Source organism: Pseudomonas sp. BNK-7, from assembly GCF_048072025.1.
Lineage (GTDB): Bacteria > Pseudomonadota > Gammaproteobacteria > Pseudomonadales > Pseudomonadaceae > Aquipseudomonas > Aquipseudomonas danubii.
Genome location: NZ_CP182252.1, coordinates 1,039,903 through 1,059,711, shown reverse-complemented (window position 1 = coordinate 1,059,711; position 19,809 = coordinate 1,039,903). Strand labels below are relative to the sequence as shown.

Genomic DNA, 19,809 nt, shown 5'->3' with positions numbered 1-19,809 from the left:
CGATTTTTACCGGCCCCGGGGGACAACGACGTTACCTTTACCCCCTTTCCCGATTCCAGCCGATGAACCTGCGGTCTTGAGTAACAGGTCCATTTCGTAAATGGGCTCAAGTTTCCGCCATTTATCCGCACCATCCGACGCGTTCGGCACTTTTATCCTTCATTCCCCAAGTGGTACCTGATTTGCATCTTGATAGATGTACAGGTTTGTACACCTGAGGAAATAGTCCGGCTATTGCCCCTGGGTCGGCCGATGGACGCCGACGGGGTCGACAGTCCGGCATTCAAGGAACAGAAATGGCTAGCACGACTGCGTTAAACCGTGGCTTGAGCACCCGGCACATCCGTTTCATTGCGCTGGGTTCAGCCATCGGCACCGGGTTGTTCTACGGTTCGGCGGCCGCCATCAAGCAGGCCGGTCCTTCGGTACTGCTGGCGTACCTGATCGGCGGAGCGGCGATCTACCTGACCATGCGCGCCTTGGGGGAAATGGCTGTCAGAAACCCGGTATCGGGTTCCTTCGGGCATTACGCCAGTTGTTATCTCGGACGCTTTCCGGGGTTTCTCACCGGCTGGAGTTATGCTTTTTCGATGCTCATGGTGTGCTTGGCGGACGTCACCGCCTTTGGTGTCTACATGAGCTTGTGGTTCCCCGATACGCCCCGCTGGATCTGGGTGCTGAGCATCGTGCTGGGGATCGGCGCCTTGAACCTGTGCAATGTGCGGATCTTTGGCGAAATGGAGTTCTGGCTATCACTGCTCAAGGTCGCGGCGATCATCGCAATGATCGGCGGAGGCTTTGCGGTACTGCTCTTCGGTATCCAGCTGGGTGACGGACAGCATTCTGTGGGCCTGAGCAACCTGTGGGCCTATGGTGGTTTTTTCCCCAATGGCCTGGAGGGCATGATCGCCTCGTTCACCATTGTCATGTTCGCCTTTGGCGGGATCGAGGTCATTGGCATCACGGCGGGCGAAGCCAAGGACCCGCAACGCATGATTCCCAAAGCGATCAACTCCGTGCCACTGCGGATTCTGATCTTCTACATCCTGACCCTGCTGGTGTTGCTGATGCTGTTTCCCTGGTCCGGTATCGGCAGCCAGGGCAGTCCCTTCGTGCAGATCTTCAGCGGCCTGGGGATAAATTCAGCGGCAACGGTACTGAACCTGGTGGTGATCTCCGCGGTGTTCTCGGCGATCAACAGCGACATTTTCAGTGCCGGCCGCATGATGTACGGCATGGCGGCGATCGGTCAGGCCCCTGCGGCGTTTGCCAGCACCTCGCGCTTCGGAGTCCCCTGGATGACGGTGCTGGTGATGTCCGTGGCTCTGCTGTTCGGTGTCTTGCTCAACTACCTGGTACCCGAGGAATTGTTCCTGGTGTTTGCTTCGCTGGTGACCTTCTCGGTGGTCTGGGTATGGCTGATGATCCTGCTCTCGCAGATGGCCATGCGCCGTAGCATGAGCCCGGAGGAAAGCGCTGCCCTGGGCTTTCCCGTACCTTTCGGCGCCGCTGGCCAGGTCTGCGCGGTGCTCTTCATGCTGTTCATCTTTGTGGTGCTCGGCGCCTTTGCGCAAACCCGCCTGGCGCTTTATGTCGGTGTCGGCTGGCTGGCCTTGCTGTCACTGGCCTACTGGATATGGATCAGGCCGAACACCGCCCTCACTGATGTGCCCCTCCCGGACTGAGGATCTCGGCCGTTGTGCCGCCCTCCATTGGATGAAAAGGAAAACACCATGCAAGCGTTCCACCTGCCCCCTTCAACCATCGAGGCGTTTCAGCGCGATGGTGCCGTGTGTATTCGCCAGCTGTTCAGTGCCGACGAAGTGGCGCTGCTGGAGCGGGGGATCGAACACAATCTGGCCAGCCCCAGCGAGCGGGCCAAGGTCGCTAGCCAGGCGGATGATCCTGGCTGGTTCTTCGAGGACTTCTGCAACTGGCAGGACAACCCCGACTACAGGCGCTTCATCTTCAACAGCCGGGTAGGCCATGTCGCCAGCCAGCTGATGCAAAGCGACAACGTGCGGCTCTATCACGATCACCTGCTGGTCAAGGAGCCCAACACTCGGCAAGCCACGCCCTGGCATCAGGATCAGCCGTACTACAACGTCGAGGGCCAACAAAACTGCAGCATGTGGATGCCCGTGGACCCGGTGGCGCGGGCATCCACACTGGAGTTTGTCGCCGGTTCCCACCGTGGTCCCTGGCTGATGCCGCGAACCTTCCTGGACAATCAGGCCAAATGGTTTCCCGAAGGCAGTCTGGCGGACCTGCCGGACATCGAAGCCGATCGCTCGGCCTTCACTATCCTTGGCTGGGCCCTGGAACCCGGGGACGCGGTGTTCTTCCACATGCTCACCCTGCATGCCTCTGGCGGTGTGGGGGGAGATCGCCGGCGTCGGGCATTTTCGCTGCGTTTTCTGGGAAATGACATGCGTCATGCCCCCCGACCCTGGCGCACCTCGCCCGAGTTTCCAGGGCTGGCCACGGCTCTGCCTGCCGGGGCGCCGATGGAACATGAGCTTTTCCCTTACTTGTGGACATGCCAGGGCAAATGAAGCCTGTGCAGAAACCAGCGGATCAGCGGCTTGAGGCCGTCGGAAGAATCGGAATCAGCTGATATTCATTCGTTCAAGCCCCGGCCAGCATCCGCGGTCGCTGCTATCAAATGGATGGAAAGGTGTTTATGCGCTTTTGTAGCTATCTCGCGGTACTGGGTCTGGCCCTTGTCTGCCAAGGCAGTTGGGCTCAACTTCCCTCGGATCAGGCGCCTGTGGCGGAGGGTGTCGCCGCCTTCGAGCCGTCCGCCGTTTCGGCCCAGAACTCCCCAGAGGCTGAAGCTCAAAGCTTGAACGACGGGATCTCGACGAACCCATCTCTGGCGGGCAATGACATGGCCAGCGCCTCGATACTCGATAGCGCCAAGGCTGGTTTGAAGAAATACTGGCTGGTCCTGGTCATTGTCACGCTGGCGTTGAGTTGGTGGATACAAGGTCGCCTGGTCAAGCGCCCCGAGTAACCGCTGCAATCATCACCTGGTGTTATCCACAGACAGGCTCGCGCAGCCTGTCTGTTTCTCCCTCTCCCTGATCGATCCGTTGTAGCCGTTGAGGCCACAACAAGGTCGACCTGTGCCTGAGTTTCCCTGGACGCGGATGTTTTCTGTGGATTAAGCCCTGTGAATAACTGCCCTTCAGCGCGGTTGATAACCAGGCTTCAAAACTGAGGAAAACCACGCCTGTGGATAACCACCCCATTCATCCACAGGTTTAAACCGCTTATCCAAGGGTCTCCTGGCCACCTAATCACAGAGTTTAAAACCTCTGTACATATTGAATATAAAGGTCTGTAGCAATCTATCCACAGAAAGACGTGTGTATAAGAATAAACATAAAAACAAGGATTTAATAAATTTCTCTCTTTTAATTTCTATTGACCGTGATTCATCCACAGCTGGTTAAATTTTGTGCAAAGGGTTCTTTAGGAAGGGCTAAGTCCCTATACTTGCCGCCTTGGTCCAAAAACCAACCCGACAACTACTCCTAATTACTCCTACTTGAAGCAGGCACGAGGTGCGTGGTGGATTTCCCTTCCCGTTTTGAAGTGATCGTCATCGGCGGCGGTCATGCCGGTACCGAGGCAGCACTTGCATCAGCACGCATGGGGGCCAAAACCCTGTTGCTGACGCATAACGTGGAAACCCTCGGAGCAATGAGCTGCAACCCCGCAATTGGTGGGATCGGCAAGAGCCATCTGGTCAAGGAAATCGATGCCCTAGGTGGCGCGATGGCCATGGCGACCGATAAGGGCGGTATTCAGTTTCGTGTGTTGAACAGCCGCAAAGGCCCAGCCGTGCGCGCTACCCGCGCCCAGGCCGACCGTGTTCTGTACAAGGCGGCGGTGCGCGAGATCCTCGAGAACCAGCCGAACCTGTGGATATTTCAACAAGCCGCAGATGACCTGATCGTTGAACAGGATCAGGTACGCGGTGTTGTGACCCAGATGGGTCTGCGTTTCTTCGCGGAATCCGTGGTGCTTACCACCGGAACCTTCCTCGGTGGACTTATCCACATCGGAATGCAGAACTACTCCGGCGGTCGCGCAGGTGATCCACCTTCGATCGCCCTTGCACAACGTCTGCGGGAGTTGCCACTGCGGGTCGGCCGCCTGAAAACCGGTACTCCGCCACGCATCGATGGCCGTTCTGTGGATTTCTCGGTCATGACCGAACAGCCTGGGGATACACCGATTCCGGTGATGTCGTTCCTGGGCTCGAAAGAACAGCATCCACAACAGGTCAGTTGCTGGATTACTCACACCAACGCCCGCACCCACGAGATCATCGCCTCGAACCTCGATCGTTCGCCGATGTATTCCGGGGTGATCGAAGGCATTGGCCCGCGTTACTGCCCGTCGATCGAAGACAAGATCCATCGCTTTGCCGACAAGGAAAGCCATCAGGTGTTTATCGAACCTGAAGGCCTGACCACTCACGAGCTGTACCCGAACGGGATATCCACATCCCTGCCGTTCGACGTGCAGTTGCAGATCGTGCAATCGATCCGCGGCATGGAAAACGCACACATCGTGCGCCCGGGTTATGCCATCGAGTACGACTACTTCGATCCGCGGGATTTGAAATACAGCCTGGAAACCAAGGTCATTGGCGGCCTGTTCTTCGCCGGTCAGATCAACGGCACCACCGGGTACGAAGAAGCCGGCGCCCAGGGTTTGCTGGCCGGGGCCAACGCCGCACTGCGTGCCCAGGGCAAAGACAGCTGGTGCCCGCGCCGCGATGAAGCCTATATCGGTGTGCTGGTGGATGACCTGATTACCCTGGGTACCCAGGAACCGTACCGGATGTTCACTTCCCGGGCCGAATACCGCCTGATTCTGCGCGAAGACAATGCCGACCTGCGTCTGACCGAAAAAGGTCGCGAGCTGGGTCTGGTGGATGACGTGCGCTGGGCCGCTTTCTGCAAGAAACGCGAAGGCATTGCCCAGGAAGAGCAACGCTTGAAGTCCACTTGGGTCCGTCCTGGCACCGAGCAGGGCGATGCCATTGCTCAGAAATTCGGTACGCCGCTGACCCACGAGTACAACCTGCTGAACCTGCTGAGCCGTCCGGAAATCGACTACGCTGGTCTGGTCGAAGTGACCGGATACGGCGCAGAAGATCCACAGGTCGCGGAACAGGTCGAGATCAAGACCAAGTACGCCGGCTACATCGATCGCCAGCAGGACGAAATTGCCCGTCTGCGCGCCAGTGAAGACACCAAGCTGCCTGTGGATATCGATTACACCGGCATTTCTGGCCTGTCGAAGGAGATCCAGAGCAAGCTCGGCGCAACTCGTCCGGAAACCCTGGGCCAGGCGTCGCGTATTCCCGGCGTGACCCCGGCGGCGATTTCCCTGTTGATGATTCATTTGAAAAAACGCGGCGCGGGCCGTCAGTTGGAGCAAAGCGCTTGAGTTCTATGGTCACCCCACAACACGCGGATGAGTTATCCACAGGCGCTCGCCAGCTCGGTGTCAATCTGAGCGCAGCCCAGCACGAATTGCTGCTGGGTTACCTGGCCCTGTTGATCAAGTGGAACAAGGCTTACAACCTGACGGCGGTGCGCGACCCGGATGAAATGGTCTCCCGCCATCTGCTCGATAGCTTGAGCGTAATGTCGTTCATCGAAAACGGCCGCTGGCTGGATGTTGGCAGTGGCGGCGGGATGCCCGGTATCCCTCTGGCAATCCTGTTTCCCGAGTCGCAAGTCACCTGCCTGGACAGCAACGGCAAGAAAACCCGCTTCCTGACACAGGTCAAACTCGAACTCAAGCTGGATAACCTGCAAGTTATCCACAGCCGGGTCGAGGCCTTCACGCCTGAACAGCCTTTCAACGGGATCATTTCCCGGGCGTTCAGCAGCATGGAGAACTTCACCAACTGGACCCGCCACCTGGGCGACCGCGATACACGCTGGCTGGCAATGAAGGGCGTCCATCCCTCGGATGAGCTGTTAGCATTGCCGGCAGACTTCCACCTCGATAGCGAACACGCCTTGGCCGTACCCGGTTGCCAAGGCCAACGCCATCTGCTGATACTGCGCCGCACGGCATGATTGGGAACACAAGCAAGAATGGCTAAGGTATTCGCGATAGCGAACCAGAAAGGTGGCGTGGGCAAGACCACCACCTGCATCAACCTCGCAGCATCCCTGGTAGCGACCAAGCGCCGGGTGCTGTTGATCGATCTCGATCCACAGGGCAACGCCACCATGGGTAGCGGTGTGGATAAACACGGTTTGGAAAACTCGGTCTATGACCTGCTGATTGGTGAATGCGACCTGGCCCAGGCCATGCACTTCTCCGAACACGGTGGTTATCAATTGCTGCCGGCCAACCGCGACCTGACGGCCGCGGAAGTGGTGCTGCTGGAAATGCAGATGAAGGAAAGCCGTCTGCGCAGCGCCCTGGCGCCGATTCGTGAAAACTACGACTACATCCTGATCGACTGCCCGCCGTCGCTGTCGATGCTCACCCTCAACGCCCTGGTGGCCGCCGATGGGGTGATTATCCCCATGCAGTGCGAGTACTACGCGCTGGAAGGCCTGAGCGACCTTGTGGATAACATCAAGCGTATCGCTGAACTGCTCAACCCCGAGCTGAAGATCGAAGGCTTGCTGCGTACCATGTTCGACCCGCGCCTGAGCCTGATGAACGATGTTTCCGCGCAGCTCAAGGAACACTTCGGCGATCAGCTGTACGACACCGTGATTCCGCGCAACATCCGTTTGGCCGAGGCGCCGAGCTACGGCATGCCGGCATTGGCGTACGACAAACAATCCCGTGGCGCGCTGGCCTACCTGGCCCTGGCGGGCGAGATGGTTCGCCGGCAACGTAAACAATCGCGCGTCGCAGCCGCCCAGCCAACTTAAGGAATCCCCATGGCCGTCAAGAAACGAGGTCTCGGACGTGGACTGGATGCACTGTTGAGTGGTCCGACTGTCAGCGCACTGGAAGAACAAGCGGTGCAGGCCGACCAGCGTGAGTTGCAACACCTGCCTCTGGACCTGATCCAGCGTGGCAAGTACCAGCCACGCCGGGACATGGACCCGCAGGCACTGGAAGAACTGGCCAATTCGATCAAGAGCCAGGGTGTGATGCAGCCGATCGTGGTCCGTCCCATTGGTGGTGGTCGTTTCGAGATCATCGCCGGTGAACGCCGCTGGCGCGCCAGCCAGCAGGCCGGCCAGGAAACCATCCCGGCGATGGTCCGCGATGTACCGGATGAAACCGCTATCGCCATGGCGCTGATCGAGAATATCCAGCGCGAAGACCTCAATCCCATCGAGGAAGCGGTGGCCCTGCAGCGCCTGCAGCAGGAATTTCAGCTGACTCAGCAACAGGTCGCCGAAGCGGTGGGCAAGTCCCGCGTCAGTGTGGCCAACCTGCTGCGCCTGATTGCCTTGCCTGAGGTAATCAAGACCATGCTGTCCCACGGCGACCTGGAAATGGGTCATGCCCGTGCCTTGCTCGGATTGCCGGAAAATCAACAGGTTGAAGGGGCGCGACACGTTGTCGCACGAGGTCTCACTGTACGTCAGACCGAGGCGCTGGTTCGCCAGTGGCTGAGCGGTAAACAGGAGCCTGCTGAACCGGTCAAGCCAGACCCGGATATCGCCCGTCTCGAGCAGCGCCTGGCCGAGCGCCTAGGCTCTGCGGTGCAGATTCGTCATGGGAAGAAGGGCAAGGGACAGCTGGTGATCGGCTATAACTCCCTGGATGAGCTGCAAGGCGTCCTCGCTCACATTCGCTGAAACATTTCCTCATGTAGCGCGCAGTCGGAAATCACTACCCGGCAGTTGAATAGGGGCTGAACCGCCCCTATACTCTGCGCGCATTTTGTCGGCACAAATTATGCCAAGTTATTGAATTCTGGCGGCCGACCCTTGAGGAGCAAGAGCGATGGAAACCCGCACGCCAAACCGCTTGCCGTTTCATCGCTTGGCGGTTTTTCCGGTTTTATTGGCTCAGTTGGTCATTCTGCTGATAGCCGCTCTGGCGCTTTGGCAATGGCGTGGAGTCGTTGCCGGGTACTCAGGCCTTTGCGGAGGACTGATAGCCTTGCTACCCAATGTGTATTTCGCTCACAGGGCATTTCGGTTTTCCGGCGCTCGAGCGGCCCAAGCCATAGTCCGGTCTTTTTATGCCGGTGAGGCGGGCAAACTGATTTTGACGGCGGTGCTGTTTGCACTGACGTTCGCAGGTGTGAAGCCATTGGCGCCGCTGGCTGTATTCGGCGTCTTCGTGCTGACCCAACTGGTCAGCTGGTTCGCTCCCCTGCTAATGAGAACAAGACTTTCGAGACCTTAGGGCGTTTGAGGCAACCATGTCAGCAGAAACAACCGCTTCGGGCTATATCCAGCACCACTTGCAGAACCTGACCTTCGGTCAGCTACCCAATGGGAGCTGGGGCTTTGCCCACTCCGCAGCAGAAGCCAAGGAAATGGGCTTCTGGGCATTCCACGTCGATACCCTCGGCTGGTCTGTCGCACTGGGTGTGATCTTCATTCTTCTGTTCCGCATGGCGGCTAAGAAGGCGACTTCCGGCGTGCCGGGCGCTTTGCAGAACTTCGTTGAAGTCATGGTTGGCTTCGTCGATGGCAGCGTGAAGGACAGCTTCCACGGTCGCAGCCCGGTGATCGCACCGCTGGCGCTGACCATTTTCGTCTGGGTGTTCCTGATGAACGCCATCGACCTGGTACCGGTGGACTGGATTCCACAACTGGCCATGTTGATCTCGGGCGATCCGCACATTCCATTCCGTGCCGTATCCACCACTGACCCGAACGCCACCCTGGGCATGGCCCTGTCGGTATTCGCGCTGATCATTTTCTACAGCATCAAGATCAAGGGCATCGGCGGCTTCATCGGCGAGTTGACCCTGCATCCGTTCGGCAGCAAGAACATCTTCGTTCAAGCGCTGCTGATTCCGGTGAACTTCCTGCTGGAATTCGTGACCCTGATTGCCAAGCCGATCTCTCTGGCACTGCGTCTGTTCGGCAACATGTATGCCGGCGAACTGGTGTTCATCCTGATCGCTGTGATGTTCGGCAGTGGTCTGCTGTGGCTCAGCGGCATGGGTGTGGTTCTGCAATGGGCGTGGGCTGTGTTCCACATCCTGATCATTACCCTGCAGGCCTTTATCTTCATGATGCTGACCATCGTCTACCTGTCGATGGCGCACGAAGAGAACCATTAAGACCAGTCTCGACTAGTCTGATGTCCCTCTCGTTGCGGCGAGAGGGGGCCCGTCTCTCGGGCTCGATGAAACGATTTGTTTTACCGCTTTAATCTAAAAAACCTAAACCATACGACGTAAAAGTCGGGAGGAAAGATGGAAACTGTAGTTGGTCTAACCGCTATCGCTGTTGCACTGTTGATCGGCCTGGGCGCACTGGGTACCGCAATTGGTTTCGGCCTGCTGGGCGGCAAGTTCCTGGAAGGCGCTGCGCGTCAACCAGAAATGGTTCCAATGCTGCAAGTTAAAATGTTCATCGTTGCCGGTCTGCTCGACGCCGTAACCATGATCGGTGTTGGTATCGCTCTGTTCTTCACCTTCGCAAACCCCTTCGTTGGTCAACTCGCTGGCTAATCACTCGAGTATTCGAGTTGATTGGTGTGACGGACAACGAACGAGCGAGGTGTTGGCGTGAACATTAATGCAACCCTGATTGGCCAGTCCGTTGCGTTCTTAATTTTTGTATTGTTCTGCATGAAGTTCATTTGGCCTCCGGTCATTGCTGCTTTGCACGAACGTCAAAAGAAGATCGCGGATGGACTGGACGCTGCCAGCCGAGCAGCTCGTGACCTGGAACTGGCCCAAGATAAAGCGGGTCAGCAACTGCGCGAAGCTAAAGCTCAGGCAGCTGAAATCATTGAGCAAGCCAAGAAGCGCGGTTCTCAGATCGTCGACGAAGCCCGTGAACAGGCTCGTGTCGAAGCTGAACGTGTGAAGGCTCAGGCTCAGGCCGAGATCGAACAGGAACTGAACGGTGTCAAAGACGCGCTGCGTGCCCAACTGGGTAGCCTGGCCGTCAATGGCGCAGAGAAGATCCTGGGTGCCACAATCGATCAAAACGCGCACGCAGAGCTGGTTAACAAACTGGCTGCTGAAATTTAAGCGAGGGCGATCATGGCAGAACTGACCACGTTGGCCCGACCTTACGCTAAGGCGGCCTTCGAGCACGCTCAGGCCCACCAGCAGCTGGCCTCTTGGTCAGCCATGCTCGGCCTGGCTGCAGCGGTGTCACAAGATGACACCATGCAGCGCGTGCTTAAGGCCCCGCGACTGACGAGCGCAGAAAAGGCCAACACTTTTATCGAAGTGTGTGGCGACAAGTTTGATGCACAGGCACAGAATTTCATTCACGTTGCCGCCGAGAACGACCGTCTCCTGCTGTTGCCGGAGATCGCCGCTCTGTTCGACCTGTACAAGGCCGAGCAAGAGAAATCGGTGGATGTGGATGTAACCAGTGCGTTCGCATTGAACCAAGAACAGCAAGACAAACTCGCCAAGGTTCTCAGTGCACGGCTCGGCCGGGAAGTGCGACTGCACGCTGCGGAGGATGCCAGCCTTATTGGTGGCGTCGTAATCCGCGCCGGCGACCTGGTTATCGATGGCTCGATTCGCGGCAAACTCGCGAACCTTGCCGAAGCATTGAAATCTTGAGTTTGAAGGGGCAGCAGAGCAATGCAGCAACTCAATCCTTCCGAAATAAGTGAAATTATCAAGGGCCGCATCGACAAGCTCGATGTGACCTCCCAAGCCCGTAACGAAGGCACTGTCGTCAGCGTATCTGACGGCATCGTGCGGATTCACGGTCTGGCCGACGTCATGTACGGCGAGATGATCGAGTTTCCGGGCGGCGTCTACGGTATGGCCCTCAACCTGGAGCAAGACTCCGTAGGTGCCGTTGTATTGGGCGCGTACACCAGTCTGGCTGAAGGCATGAGCGCCAAGTGCACCGGCCGCATCCTCGAAGTTCCGGTTGGTAAGGAACTGCTGGGTCGCGTAGTCGACGCACTGGGTAACCCAGTTGACGGCAAAGGTCCGCTGAACAACACCGAGACCGATGCGGTCGAGAAAGTTGCTCCAGGCGTGATCTGGCGTAAGTCGGTAGACCAGCCTGTACAGACTGGCTACAAGGCTGTCGATGCCATGATCCCTGTCGGCCGTGGCCAGCGTGAGCTGATCATCGGTGACCGTCAGATCGGTAAGACCGCTCTGGCGATCGACGCGATCATCAACCAGAAAGACAGCGGCATTTTCTGCGTCTACGTAGCGATCGGTCAGAAACAATCGACCATCGCCAACGTGGTTCGCAAGCTGGAAGAAAACGGTGCCCTGGCTAACACCATCATCGTTGCTGCCAGTGCTTCCGAATCGGCTGCACTGCAGTTCCTGGCACCGTACTCCGGTTGCACCATGGGCGAATACTTCCGCGACCGCGGTGAAGACGCGCTGATCGTTTATGACGATCTGTCCAAGCAAGCAGTGGCTTACCGCCAGATTTCCCTGCTGCTGCGCCGTCCACCAGGCCGTGAAGCCTACCCAGGTGACGTGTTCTATCTCCACTCCCGTCTGCTGGAGCGCGCTTCCCGCGTTTCCGAAGAGTACGTAGAGAAGTTCACCAACGGCGCAGTGACTGGCAAGACCGGTTCCCTGACCGCTCTGCCGATCATCGAAACCCAGGCTGGCGACGTTTCCGCGTTCGTTCCGACCAACGTGATTTCCATCACCGACGGTCAGATCTTCCTGGAATCGGCCATGTTCAACTCCGGCATCCGTCCGGCTGTGAACGCCGGTGTTTCGGTATCCCGTGTGGGTGGTGCCGCTCAGACCAAGATCATCAAGAAGCTGTCCGGTGGTATCCGTACCGCTCTGGCTCAGTACCGTGAACTGGCGGCATTCGCCCAGTTCGCTTCTGACCTGGACGAAGCGACCCGTAAGCAACTTGAGCATGGTCAGCGCGTTACCGAGCTGATGAAGCAGAAGCAATATGCGCCGATGTCCATCGCCGACATGTCCTTGTCCCTGTACGCCGCTGAACGTGGCTTCCTGACGGACGTCGAGATTGCCAAAGTTGGTAGCTTCGAACAGGCCATGATTGCTTACTTCAACCGCGATCACGCCGACCTGATGGCGAAGATCAACGTGAAGGGTGACTTCAATGACGAAATCGACGCTGGCCTGAAAGCCGGTATCGAGAAGTTCAAAGCCACCCAAACCTGGTAAGCCGCAGCGGGAGCCGCAAGGCTCCCGCTTGCTAACCTGATAGGTGTTACATGGCAGGCGCAAAAGAGATTCGCAGTAAGATTGCGAGCATCAAAAGCACGCAAAAAATTACCAGCGCCATGGAAAAAGTGGCGGTCAGCAAAATGCGCAAGGCACAAATGCGCATGGCTGCTAGCCGTCCTTATGCGGAGCGCATCCGCCAGGTTATTGGTCATCTGGCCAACGCCAACCCGGAATATCGTCACCCGTTCATGATCGACCGTGCTATCAAGCGCGTCGGTTACATTGTGGTGAGCAGTGACCGTGGTCTGTGTGGTGGCTTGAACACCAACCTGTTCAAGGCCCTGGTCAAGGACATGGCGGTAAACCGCGAACAAGGCGTCGAGATCGATCTGTGTGTGGTCGGTAGCAAGGGTGCGGCCTTCTTCCGCAACTTCGGCGGTAACGTCGTTGCAGCTATCAGCCATCTGGGTGAAGAGCCGTCGATCAATGACCTGATCGGCAGCGTCAAGGTGATGCTGGATGCGTACCTGGAAGGCCGGATTGACCGCCTGTCCGTGGTATCCAACAAGTTCATCAACACCATGACCCAGCAGCCGACCGTGGAGCAGTTGATTCCACTGGAGGCAACCCCGGATCAAGAACTCAAGCACCACTGGGACTATCTCTACGAACCGGATGCCAAGGAGCTGCTGGACGGCTTGATGGTCCGTTACGTGGAGTCGCAGGTCTACCAGGCGGTGGTCGAGAACAACGCAGCTGAACAAGCGGCGCGGATGATCGCAATGAAGAACGCTACCGACAACGCCGGTGATTTGATCAGCGATTTGCAGCTGATCTACAACAAGGCGCGTCAGGCTGCGATCACCCAAGAGATCTCGGAAATCGTCGGCGGCGCTGCCGCGGTTTAACGGTTCAAATATTCAGAGGATCCAGCTATGAGTAGCGGACGTATCGTTCAAATCATCGGCGCCGTTATCGACGTGGAATTTCCACGCGACAGCGTACCGAGCATCTACGACGCCTTGAAGGTTCAAGGCGCCGAAACCACTCTGGAAGTTCAGCAACAGCTGGGCGACGGCGTGGTGCGTACCATTGCGATGGGCTCCACCGAAGGCTTGAAGCGCGGTCTGGACGTCAACAACACTGGCGCAGCCATCTCCGTACCGGTCGGTAAAGCGACCCTGGGCCGGATCATGGACGTACTGGGCAACCCAATCGACGAAGCCGGTCCTATCGGTGAAGAAGAGCGTTGGGGCATCCACCGTCCAGCTCCTTCCTTCGCAGAACAGGCAGGCGGCAACGACCTGCTGGAAACCGGGATCAAGGTAATTGACCTGGTTTGCCCGTTCGCCAAGGGCGGTAAAGTCGGTCTGTTCGGTGGTGCCGGTGTAGGCAAGACCGTAAACATGATGGAACTGATCCGTAACATCGCCATCGAGCACAGCGGTTATTCCGTGTTCGCCGGTGTGGGTGAGCGTACTCGTGAGGGTAACGACTTCTACCACGAGATGAAGGATTCCAACGTTCTGGACAAGGTTGCTCTGGTCTACGGCCAGATGAACGAGCCACCAGGAAACCGTCTGCGCGTAGCGCTGACCGGCCTGACCATGGCCGAGAAGTTCCGTGACGAAGGTAACGACGTTCTGCTGTTCGTCGACAACATCTATCGTTACACCCTGGCCGGTACCGAAGTATCCGCACTGCTGGGCCGTATGCCTTCCGCAGTAGGCTACCAGCCGACCCTGGCTGAAGAGATGGGCGTTCTGCAAGAACGTATCACTTCGACCAAGCAAGGCTCGATCACCTCGATCCAAGCGGTATACGTACCTGCGGACGACTTGACCGACCCGTCGCCAGCGACCACCTTCGCCCACTTGGACGCCACCGTCGTTCTGTCCCGTGACATCGCTTCCCTGGGTATCTACCCAGCGGTAGACCCACTGGACTCGACTTCCCGTCAGCTGGACCCGAACGTGATCGGCAACGAACACTACGAGACCGCTCGCGGCGTTCAGTACGTACTGCAGCGTTACAAAGAGCTGAAGGACATCATCGCGATCCTGGGTATGGACGAACTGTCGGAAGCCGACAAGCAGTTGGTATCCCGCGCTCGTAAGATCCAGCGCTTCTTGTCGCAGCCGTTCTTCGTGGCTGAAGTCTTCACTGGTTCTCCAGGCAAATACGTTTCCCTGAAAGACACCATCGCTGGCTTCAAAGGCATCCTCAACGGTGACTACGACCACCTGCCAGAACAAGCGTTCTACATGGTCGGCGGCATCGAAGAAGCGATCGAGAAAGCCAAGAAACTGTAATCCCGGCGCCCGGCAACGGGCGCTAATTTAGGTTGAGGCAAGCAGATGGCTATGACAGTCCATTGCGATATCGTCAGCGCGGAAGGGGAAATCTTCTCCGGTCTGGTGGAGATGGTGGTTGCGCACGGTGAACTGGGTGATCTTGGTATCGCTCTGGGTCACGCACCGCTGATCACCAACCTGAAGCCAGGTCCGATCCGCTTGATCAAGCAGGGCGGGGAAGCCGAGGTGTTCTACATCTCCGGTGGTTTCCTCGAGGTTCAGCCGAACATGGTCAAGGTTCTTGCCGATACCGTGCAACGCGCTGCCGACCTGGACGAAGCCTCCGCTCAGGAAGCCGTCAAGGCTGCTGAGAAGGCCCTGAATGAAAAAGGCGCAGATTTCGACTACGGTTCTGCTGCTGCACGTCTGGCCGAGGCCGCAGCTCAGCTGCGTACCGTCCAGCAGATCCGCAAGAAGTTCGGCGGCTAAGTCGCAGGCTTTCTGTGTGATTGATTAAAAAGGGTAGCCTCGGCTACCCTTTTTATTTTCCGCCATTCACCCCCCTTGGTCGCAGTCGCCGGCCCCCCAGGATTGGTAGCCAGTCATGTCTCTCGAAATCGTTATCCTCGCCGCGGGTCAAGGCACTCGTATGCGCTCGGCGCTGCCGAAGGTGCTTCACCCGGTCGCCGGCAACTCCATGCTCGGGCATGTTATCCACAGCGCCCGGCAACTCGACCCACAGCGCATCCACGTGGTGATTGGCCACGGCGCGGACGCGGTGCGTGAGCGCCTGGCGGCCGATGACCTGAATTTCGTGTTGCAGGACAAGCAACTGGGCACCGGCCACGCGGTGGCCCAGGCTGTACCGTTCATTACCGCCGACACGGTGCTGATCCTCTATGGTGATGTGCCACTGATCGAAGTCGAGACCCTGCAGCGCCTGCTCAAGCAAGCGGGACCTGAACAACTGGGCCTGCTCACCGTTGAGCTGGATGACCCGACCGGCTATGGGCGCATCGTCCGTGACGCCAGTGGCAAGGTCACCGCCATCGTCGAGCAGAAGGATGCCAATGAAGCCCAGCGCGCGATCACCGAAGGCAACACCGGGATTCTCGCGGTGCCCGGCAAGCGCCTCGGCGACTGGACCGGCCGCCTGTCCAACAACAACGCCCAGGGCGAGTACTACCTCACCGACGTGATTGCCATGGCAGTCAGCGACGGCCTGATTGTCGCCACCGAGCAGCCCCACGACGCCATGGAAGTGCAGGGCGCCAACGACCGCAAGCAACTGGCCGAGCTGGAGCGCCACTACCAGCTACGCGCCGCGCGCCGGCTGATGGCCCAGGGCGTGACCCTGCGTGACCCCGCGCGTTTCGACGTGCGCGGCGAAGTCACGGTCGGCCGCGACGTGCTGATCGACATCAACGTGATTCTCGAAGGCCGAGTGGTGATCGAGGACGACGTGGTGATCGGTCCCAACTGTGTGATCAAGGACAGTACCCTGCGCAAGGGCGTGGTGATCAAGGCCAACAGTCACCTGGATGGCGCGGTACTGGGCGAGGGCAGCGATGCCGGCCCGTTCGCTCGCCTGCGTCCCGGCACCGTGCTGGAGGCCCGTGCCCATGTGGGTAACTTCGTCGAACTGAAGAATGCCCACCTGGGCCAGGGCGCCAAGGCCGGTCACCTGACTTACCTGGGCGACGCGGTGATCGGTGCCCGCACCAACATCGGCGCTGGCACCATCACCTGCAACTATGACGGGGTGAACAAGCACAAGACTGTCATGGGCGAAGACGTGTTCATCGGGTCCAACAACTCCCTGGTGGCACCTGTGGATATCTTGTCCGGTGCTACCACGGCCGCCGGCTCCACCATCACCCAGAACGTAGCGCCAGCCCAACTGGCAGTGGGTCGGGCCCGGCAGAAGAACATCGACGGCTGGAAGCGGCCGGAGAAGATCAAGAAAGACTGAGGTTATCCACAACCGCGGCGGACCTGTTCGCCGGTCAGCCAGCTCCTATGCTCAGCGGTAGGGGCTGGCTGAATGTGGATAACTTCCCACCCAACAGCAGCGTTTTTTTCACCTCCCCCGCTTGACGAAGTTTCGATCATAGGTTTTTATTGCGCCTGTTATCTTTCGAATCGAAACTTAAACCGCCATGTCGAAGCGCAATACCCCCCAACGCCGCCACAATATCCTTGCCTTGCTCAATGAACAGGGCGAAGTGAGCGTTGATGCTTTGGCCAAGCGTTTCGAAACCTCTGAAGTTACGATTCGAAAGGATCTGGCCGCTCTGGAAAGCAATGGCTTGCTGCTGCGTCGTTACGGCGGCGCCATCACCATGCCTCAGGAACTGGTCAGCGACCTTGGCCAGCCGGTGTCCCTCTACAAGCAGGCGATTGCCCGGGCCGCGGTACAGCGCATCCGGGAACACGCACGAATCATCATCGACAGTGGCAGCACCACCGCCGCCATGATTCCCGAACTGGGCCAGCAACCCGGCCTGGTGGTGATGACCAACTCGCTGAATGTGGCCAACGCCCTGAGCGAGCTGGAGCACGAACCCGTGCTGTTGATGACTGGCGGCACCTGGGACCCCCATTCCGAATCCTTTCAGGGCCAGGTGGCTGAACAGGTTCTACGCTCATACGACTTCGACCAGCTGTTTATCGGTGCCGACGGCATCGATCTGGCCCGCGGCACCACCACCTTCAACGAATTGCTGGGGTTGAGTCGGGTCATGGCCGAAGTGGCTCGTGAAGTGGTGGTGATGGTCGAATCCGACAAGATCGGCCGCAAGATTCCCAATCTGGAGCTGCCATGGAGCAGCGTCCATACCCTTATTACCGATGATCGCCTGCCCTTTGAGGTCCGCGACCAAATCCAGGCCCGCGGCATAACTCTGATTTGCGCGGCTGTCAGCTAGGAGAAAAACCATGTGTGGAATTGTTGGCGCCGTTGCTGAACGCAATATCACCGCCATTTTGCTGGAAGGCCTCAAGCGTCTCGAATACCGCGGCTACGACAGCGCCGGTGTGGCGGTCTACACCAACGCCGGCAAGCTCGAGCGCATGCGTCGCCCGGGCAAGGTCAGCGAACTGGAACAGGCCCTGGCCAGCGAGCCGCTGGTTGGCCGCCTGGGCATCGCCCACACCCGCTGGGCCACCCACGGCGCGCCGTGCGAGCGTAATGCCCACCCGCATTTCTCCGGCGACCTGGCGATCGTGCACAACGGCATCATCGAGAACCACGAAGCCCTGCGCGCGCAGCTCAGCGCCCTGGGCTATGCGTTCACCTCGGACACTGACACCGAAGTCATCGCCCACCTGCTGAACCACAAGCTCAAGGACCTGGGCGACCTCACCGTGGCGCTCAAGGCCACCGTCAAGGAACTGCACGGTGCCTATGGCCTGGCGGTGATCAGCGCCAGCCAGCCGGACCGCCTGGTGGCAGCCCGCAGCGGCAGCCCGCTGGTGATCGGCCTGGGCCTGGGGGAAAACTTCCTCGCCTCCGACCAACTGGCCTTGCGCCAGGTCACCGACCGCTTCATGTACCTGGAAGAAGGCGACATCGCCGAGATCCGCCGCGACAGCGTGCAGATCTGGGACATCGACGGCAAAGCGGTTGAGCGCGAAGCAGTGCAGTACCGCGACGGCGCCGAAGCGGCGGAGAAGGGCGAGTTTCGTCACTTCATGCTCAAGGAAATCCACGAGCAGCCATCCGTGGTGCAACGCACCCTGGAAGGCCGCCTGAGCGCCAATCAGGTGCTGGTCCAGGCCTTCGGTCCGCAAGCCGCGGAGCTGTTCGCCAAGGTGCGCAATGTGCAGATCGTTGCCTGCGGCACCAGCTACCACGCTGGCATGGTCGCCCGTTACTGGCTGGAAGAACTGGCCGGCATCCCCTGCCAGGTGGAAGTGGCCAGCGAGTTCCGCTACCGCAAGGTGGTGGTGCAGCCCGACACCCTGTTCGTGACCATCTCCCAGTCCGGCGAAACCGCCGATACCCTGGCGGCCTTGCGCAACGCCAAAGAGCTGGGCTTCCTGGCCAGCCTGGCCATCTGCAACGTCGGCATCAGCTCCCTGGTGCGTGAGTCCGACCTGACCCTGCTGACCCAGGCCGGTCGCGAAATCGGCGTGGCCTCGACCAAGGCCTTCACCACCCAACTGGTGGGCCTGCTATTGCTGACCCTGTCCCTGGGCCAGGTACGTGGCACCCTGGCCGCCGGCGTCGAAGCCGAGCTGGTAGAAGAACTGCGCCGCCTGCCGATCCGCCTGGGTGAAGCCCTGGCCATGGACGGCGTGGTGGAGAAGACTGCCGAACTGTTCGCCGACAAGCACCACACCCTGTTCCTTGGCCGTGGCGCCCAGTACCCGGTAGCGATGGAGGGCTCCCTCAAGCTCAAGGAGATTTCCTACATCCACGCCGAAGCCTACCCGGCCGGCGAGCTCAAGCACGGTCCCCTGGCGCTTGTGGATAACGACATGCCGGTGGTCACCGTGGCGCCGAACAACGAGCTGTTGGAAAAACTCAAATCCAACCTGCAGGAAGTGCGTGCCCGTGGCGGCGAGCTGATCGTGTTTGCCGACGAACAAGCCGGCATGACCAATGGCGAAGGCACCCACGTGATCCAGATGCCGCACATCCACGACATCCTCTCGCCGATTCTCTACACCATCCCGCTGCAACTGCTGTCCTACTACGTTGCCGTGCTCAAGGGCACCGACGTCGACCAGCCGCGCAACCTGGCCAAGTCGGTGACCGTGGAGTGAGTTATCCACAGCTGTCTGCCAGGCAGCTGTGAACCCATCACCCAGAAAGTCCCGGCTTGTGCACAGGCCGGGACTTTTTATTGAGCTGTGGAAAACCTATGAAACTGCGTTTGATTTATGGATGGACGCTGGTCCTGATGCTGGTTGTCCTGCTGCTGGGCGGGCTGACTCCGGTGCTGTCCAACAGCCTGTTGCTGCTCAAGGACCGGGCCAACTTCATTCCCGCCGAATCCTCCATCTGGACCTTCGAGCCGACCCTGATTAATCAGGGTTCTTCTTCCTATTGGTTGTACGGGGAAGATCGGCACTACTACTTCTATTTTTCCTACGCCGAAGATCAGCCTTACCGACTGATTGCCAAGAACAACCCGTGCCCGGGATTCGATCGGCACGATGTCGGCACCTGGTGTATCCCCTGAAGCCCGGGCCCTGGATTATGCTGCTGGCTCGCGG

At 58.8% G+C, this 19,809-nt stretch carries 20 protein-coding genes; all 20 read left to right on the top strand.

The window, feature by feature from the left end; translation table 11 throughout:
- Nucleotides 1-296: 296 nt before the first annotated feature.
- Complete coding sequence (locus tag ACMGF8_RS04975) at nt 297-1,685, top strand: amino acid permease (protein ID WP_416758870.1); 1,389 nt, start codon at nt 297-299, stop codon at nt 1,683-1,685.
- Between the two features lie 48 nt (nt 1,686-1,733).
- Nucleotides 1,734-2,555 (top strand): phytanoyl-CoA dioxygenase family protein, encoded by an 822-nt coding sequence (locus ACMGF8_RS04970; protein WP_416758868.1) that lies wholly within the window; start codon nt 1,734-1,736, stop codon nt 2,553-2,555.
- Between the two features lie 122 nt (nt 2,556-2,677).
- Nucleotides 2,678-3,016: a hypothetical protein gene (locus ACMGF8_RS04965; protein WP_416758866.1), complete on the top strand. Its 339-nt coding sequence runs from the start codon at nt 2,678-2,680 to the stop codon at nt 3,014-3,016.
- A gap of 560 nt (nt 3,017-3,576) precedes the next feature.
- The gene (gene mnmG / locus ACMGF8_RS04960; protein ID WP_110594158.1) at nt 3,577-5,469 is read left to right on the top strand and encodes a tRNA uridine-5-carboxymethylaminomethyl(34) synthesis enzyme MnmG; all 1,893 of its coding nucleotides are present in this window, start codon (nt 3,577-3,579) and stop codon (nt 5,467-5,469) included.
- A 5-nt stretch (nt 5,470-5,474) separates the two neighbouring features.
- Nucleotides 5,475-6,110: a 16S rRNA (guanine(527)-N(7))-methyltransferase RsmG gene (gene rsmG / locus ACMGF8_RS04955; RefSeq protein WP_170001428.1), complete on the top strand. Its 636-nt coding sequence runs from the start codon at nt 5,475-5,477 to the stop codon at nt 6,108-6,110.
- Nucleotides 6,111-6,128: 18 nt separating this feature from the next.
- On the top strand, nt 6,129-6,926 hold the full coding sequence (locus ACMGF8_RS04950; RefSeq protein ID WP_011064388.1) for a ParA family protein: 798 nt from the start codon (nt 6,129-6,131) through the stop codon (nt 6,924-6,926).
- Nucleotides 6,927-6,935: 9 nt separating this feature from the next.
- Nucleotides 6,936-7,808 (top strand): ParB/RepB/Spo0J family partition protein, encoded by an 873-nt coding sequence (locus ACMGF8_RS04945; protein WP_011064387.1) that lies wholly within the window; start codon nt 6,936-6,938, stop codon nt 7,806-7,808.
- A 148-nt stretch (nt 7,809-7,956) separates the two neighbouring features.
- Nucleotides 7,957-8,364, top strand: a complete 408-nt coding sequence (locus tag ACMGF8_RS04940) for a F0F1 ATP synthase subunit I (protein WP_016964883.1) — start codon at nt 7,957-7,959, stop codon at nt 8,362-8,364.
- Nucleotides 8,365-8,380: 16 nt separating this feature from the next.
- Nucleotides 8,381-9,253: a F0F1 ATP synthase subunit A gene (gene atpB, locus ACMGF8_RS04935; protein ID WP_102862414.1), complete on the top strand. Its 873-nt coding sequence runs from the start codon at nt 8,381-8,383 to the stop codon at nt 9,251-9,253.
- A 135-nt stretch (nt 9,254-9,388) separates the two neighbouring features.
- Nucleotides 9,389-9,646, top strand: coding sequence for a F0F1 ATP synthase subunit C (gene atpE / locus ACMGF8_RS04930; RefSeq protein WP_002555987.1), 258 nt, complete (start codon nt 9,389-9,391; stop codon nt 9,644-9,646).
- A 57-nt stretch (nt 9,647-9,703) separates the two neighbouring features.
- On the top strand, nt 9,704-10,174 hold the full coding sequence (locus ACMGF8_RS04925) for a F0F1 ATP synthase subunit B (RefSeq protein WP_011064385.1): 471 nt from the start codon (nt 9,704-9,706) through the stop codon (nt 10,172-10,174).
- Nucleotides 10,175-10,186: 12 nt separating this feature from the next.
- Nucleotides 10,187-10,723 carry a F0F1 ATP synthase subunit delta gene (locus tag ACMGF8_RS04920; protein ID WP_102862413.1) on the top strand — a complete coding sequence of 179 codons (537 nt, stop codon included), beginning with the start codon at nt 10,187-10,189 and terminating at the stop codon, nt 10,721-10,723.
- A 21-nt stretch (nt 10,724-10,744) separates the two neighbouring features.
- Nucleotides 10,745-12,289 (top strand): F0F1 ATP synthase subunit alpha, encoded by a 1,545-nt coding sequence (atpA, locus tag ACMGF8_RS04915; RefSeq protein WP_102862412.1) that lies wholly within the window; start codon nt 10,745-10,747, stop codon nt 12,287-12,289.
- 50 nt (nt 12,290-12,339) lie between these two features.
- A complete protein-coding gene (gene atpG, locus ACMGF8_RS04910) occupies nt 12,340-13,200 on the top strand; it encodes a F0F1 ATP synthase subunit gamma (RefSeq protein ID WP_016964880.1) in 861 nt (286 codons plus the stop codon).
- Nucleotides 13,201-13,227: 27 nt separating this feature from the next.
- Nucleotides 13,228-14,604 (top strand): F0F1 ATP synthase subunit beta, encoded by a 1,377-nt coding sequence (atpD, locus tag ACMGF8_RS04905; protein WP_007924510.1) that lies wholly within the window; start codon nt 13,228-13,230, stop codon nt 14,602-14,604.
- Between the two features lie 45 nt (nt 14,605-14,649).
- Entirely contained in the window at nt 14,650-15,075 is a 426-nt protein-coding gene (locus tag ACMGF8_RS04900) for a F0F1 ATP synthase subunit epsilon (RefSeq protein ID WP_011064380.1), read from the top strand.
- Nucleotides 15,076-15,190: 115 nt separating this feature from the next.
- Nucleotides 15,191-16,558 (top strand): bifunctional UDP-N-acetylglucosamine diphosphorylase/glucosamine-1-phosphate N-acetyltransferase GlmU, encoded by a 1,368-nt coding sequence (glmU, locus tag ACMGF8_RS04895; protein ID WP_102862411.1) that lies wholly within the window; start codon nt 15,191-15,193, stop codon nt 16,556-16,558.
- A 187-nt stretch (nt 16,559-16,745) separates the two neighbouring features.
- On the top strand, nt 16,746-17,513 hold the full coding sequence (locus ACMGF8_RS04890; protein ID WP_102862410.1) for a DeoR/GlpR family DNA-binding transcription regulator: 768 nt from the start codon (nt 16,746-16,748) through the stop codon (nt 17,511-17,513).
- 10 nt (nt 17,514-17,523) lie between these two features.
- Nucleotides 17,524-19,356: a glutamine--fructose-6-phosphate transaminase (isomerizing) gene (gene glmS, locus ACMGF8_RS04885; protein WP_110594160.1), complete on the top strand. Its 1,833-nt coding sequence runs from the start codon at nt 17,524-17,526 to the stop codon at nt 19,354-19,356.
- A gap of 98 nt (nt 19,357-19,454) precedes the next feature.
- Nucleotides 19,455-19,775 carry a hypothetical protein gene (locus ACMGF8_RS04880; RefSeq protein ID WP_102862408.1) on the top strand — a complete coding sequence of 107 codons (321 nt, stop codon included), beginning with the start codon at nt 19,455-19,457 and terminating at the stop codon, nt 19,773-19,775.
- Nucleotides 19,776-19,809 lie beyond the last annotated feature (34 nt).